We start from the raw sequence: 3340 nt of genomic DNA on the forward strand, positions 1-3340 counted from the left end.
ATTGATTTTAATTGTATTGTTAAATTATATGGATAACGCGTAATAAACGTAAAACTATCTACCTACCCTGCTTTGTAATATATTGCATGCAGTCCATACAGCTATAGTTATGTATAGGATTTTATCACCTATAAGCTAGTACTTGCACTACTATGGATATCGCTATACATAAACCACTTTACTTATTATTTAACATAATAAAAGCCAAAAAGTTAGCAGTAACATTATTCTCTTACCGATAACCTGGGCGGGCATATATCATGATTTCGACAATACTAAAGTTAGAAAAATGTATGTAAGGGTGCATAACCAGCATAAAAATAATAGGCCAATAGAGGATAATTCTATGTCTAGTAGAAGAGTACACGGTGCTTCAGGTGGTGGTGCTTCAACTTCGGAAAGCGATAATACTAGTAGTAGTGATGAAAGTGGATCTCTCCCCGAAACAGTCTATCAAAGCACTCAAGGTGAAGATAAAAAATCAGGAAAAGAAAGTCCTGTAAGTTCTAATGGACAACAGTCATCGGGTAGATCATTAACAACTACCAGCGGCTCCGGTTCATGTCAGGAATTGGGTGCTAGGCCAAAAGAGGTGGAGAGAGGGAGAAAATCAAGCAGAGGAAGAAGTAATGTATGGCACAACCTCAATCGAAGATCAGCAAAGAATTTAAAAGGTTATGGACAAAAAATAGCTGCTACCGCTGAAGGTAATACTGGAAGTACCACATCGTCAACTTCTGAAGACAGATTTGTAATAGTAGGAAGGACTCAAGGTATCGGTCCTAGGCGTAGGCGTGGACCAGGCAATGATTGTTCTTGCAGTACTAAAGGTACCAGTAGACGTAGAAGTACGGATCTTAGCCTCAAGGATTCTGTTGTACTCCTTTTATTAACTATGCCAGTTATACTGGTTTTACTTTATGATTCATCAACCACTGAAACTGGAAGTACGAGCCAAGAAGTTACTCAAGCAGTTAAATCGTACAAACAGTCCGTTGGAAGATCGTTAGCTGCTTCCATTCCGTTATGTGCAATGATAATAATTAAATTGCTTATATTTATGTTTAGTAGGTATGGTAAACCTAGAAAACAGTAAAGCCAATAGCAGCACATTTGAAGTTGATTTGGTAATGAATGGAGTAATTGTTGGAGGTACTTACTACAAATATGAACGCTGTGTCATGTACCTATAAATCTCTACCCAATTTCTCTTCTATATGAATAACATAGCACCCCCCTGTCTTAGTTTGACCGGCAATCCAAGCAACTGACAAATAAATCAGAAATGAAACTGTCACTGGTTTATCCAGAACGATGTGAAATTACTGTGCCATACAGACCTACTTGCCAAAAAAATGTCTCAAACGTCTCTGTTAACATCCCAACTTGGTTAGGGTTGGGCTTAATTAAAATAGCGTTAGCATACTTAGTCTCAACTCCCTTACGTAAAAATAAAGACTGAGTCACAAAAAGATCATCTCCTCCCAACTGTACCGTATCTCCCAAACGCTTGGTCAATTGCCAACCACTCCAATCATCTTCCTCCATGCCATCTTCTGTAGACACTATTGGAAAACAACTGCATAACTGCACAAATTATCCGAATAGGACGAAAAATCATCCAAATTCATAAATTCGTTAAAAATCTTATAGTACCCATCTGAACAAAACCAGCCAAATAAATGGCATCTGTCAATACTAATCCCTGCTCAATACCACTTAAGTGCGGAGCAAAACCACCTTCATCACCAACTGTACAAGAAAGTACAATTTCATGTAACCTTTACCTTAAAGCATAAAAAAACCAAAACACCTCAATGCAAAATTTCACTAAAATAAAAGAAAACAAAAATTTTTCGCATATATGAATTCGAATAAGAATGAAGAGAAATTCATGCCTAACAAAACAATATACGGCACTTAAAATAAACAATCTTTCAATCTGATTAAAGTAATAGTAATTATGATAAATCCTTCTAGTCCCATATCGGGGTATAAAATTAAGACGGGCCTGAGGTAAATGTTGACTGTAGGTACCTTTATAGCACACCTACCAATAAGATGAATATGAGTTGGTTACTAGCACTTCAGATTACAGTACTAATGGTCTTGGGAACAGCCAGAGTTTAAACGCAACAACCCAATAGGATTGAAATAGTAATCACGCACGACTTTTTTATGCCTAGGCGAGTATAACACATACTCTATCTATTAACGGGCCGTGCTGGATGTTTATATTAGGGTTGTGCTTGCAACTGCTGCTAGTGTTTGCTTCTTTCGCCATCTACTATAATCATCATCTATTTGTATAGCCTCCTATACGTGGATTGAATCGCAGAACCAATTATCTCAGTTGTATTTACAAAGAGGGCTGGTAAGTCAGTGAAATGTTTTAGATTGCACTCTACGGTAAAATTTATTCTCAGCTGCCGAAATGTATACGAATAAAGTATGTATTATGTGTTATGTGTTATGTTGGATATGTTGTTATGTGGAGAGCCATGTAGTGCATCATGACTTCGATATTATAGTACTCAAGCTACAATTGCCATCTGCTCCGATCAACCTCGGCCATGTAATCTTTACCAGAATCAAAATCAGCCAAATAGATGGCATCTATCAACATGTCTGAACCTTGATCAACACACACTCAGTGTGCGGAGTAAAACTACCTTAATCACTAACTGTGCAAAAAAGCCAAATTTCATGTGCCTTTTACATTAGGCAACGCGATTCACAGATATAAATTGCTTATGAATAAGTACACTTAAGCAAATTAGGTAAATTAGACATGCTAATTATCATTGATATGTAAAGGTGATGCATTTCTGCCATGTTGATATGGTGTCCAATTAGCAAAGTGCTAAAAAAATACGAGCATATTGGGCTAATACAAAATATAAAATAACAGGAATTAATCTAAACCTTAATCCATATGTTTATGGCAATAGGAAAAAACCTCCTATCCCCCCTTTATAGTACTCAAGAAAATGAAACTTTAAGTGTGGTGTTGGCACTAATAAATAACGAGTTTTTGTTATTTATAAAACGGTCTTTATGTCTGGTAGGTTGACACGCGGTATCTCGGATAGTAGCAGTAACTCAGAATATAGTGAGTCTGCCGCGGTGGAGGAAATGGCCCTCCCCCCCCTTGGGGTTATGGCGATCAGAATGGTACCGGTAACCTCATCAAACTACAACCACCTATGTACTTAACTAAGGATAAATTACTAACCTTTGCAGCAACCCTAGACACAGCTAACAAGGTATTAGCTCAAGCCTAGATTTTCCATCAGAGCTATCAACTAGATCTATACAATGCCAAAACAATAGGTAGTTT

The 3340-nt window shown here is 37.2% G+C and carries 3 protein-coding genes; 2 read left to right on the plus strand and 1 reads right to left on the minus strand.

Annotated elements, in window-relative coordinates; all coding sequences use genetic code 11:
- Nucleotides 1-346: 346 nt before the first annotated feature.
- Complete coding sequence (locus A6733_RS00290; protein WP_092460221.1) at nucleotides 347-1096, plus strand: hypothetical protein; 750 nt, start codon at nucleotides 347-349, stop codon at nucleotides 1094-1096.
- A gap of 206 nt (nucleotides 1097-1302) precedes the next feature.
- Here the strand turns inward: A6733_RS00290 and A6733_RS00295 are convergent, their stop codons facing one another.
- Entirely contained in the window at nucleotides 1303-1593 is a 291-nt protein-coding gene (locus tag A6733_RS00295; protein ID WP_242641576.1) for a phosphopyruvate hydratase family protein, read from the minus strand.
- Between the two features lie 1464 nt (nucleotides 1594-3057).
- On the opposite strand from A6733_RS00295, the gene A6733_RS08635 reads away from it, so the two are divergent.
- Nucleotides 3058-3216, plus strand: a complete 159-nt coding sequence (locus A6733_RS08635) for a hypothetical protein (RefSeq protein WP_176696727.1) — start codon at nucleotides 3058-3060, stop codon at nucleotides 3214-3216.
- The last annotated feature ends 124 nt before the right edge of the window (nucleotides 3217-3340 follow it).

It is taken from the genome of Candidatus Ichthyocystis sparus (assembly GCF_900078745.1).
Taxonomy (GTDB): domain Bacteria; phylum Pseudomonadota; class Gammaproteobacteria; order Burkholderiales; family 2013Ark19i; genus Ichthyocystis; species Ichthyocystis sparus.

What these genes read in the sequence shown, in the direction of transcription:
- A6733_RS00290 (WP_092460221.1), top strand. Translation starts at nt 347, where the DNA reads ATGTCTAGTAGAAGAGTACACGGTGCTTCAGGTGGTGGTGCTTCAACT.
- A6733_RS08635 (WP_176696727.1), top strand. Translation starts at nt 3,058, where the DNA reads ATGTCTGGTAGGTTGACACGCGGTATCTCGGATAGTAGCAGTAACTCA.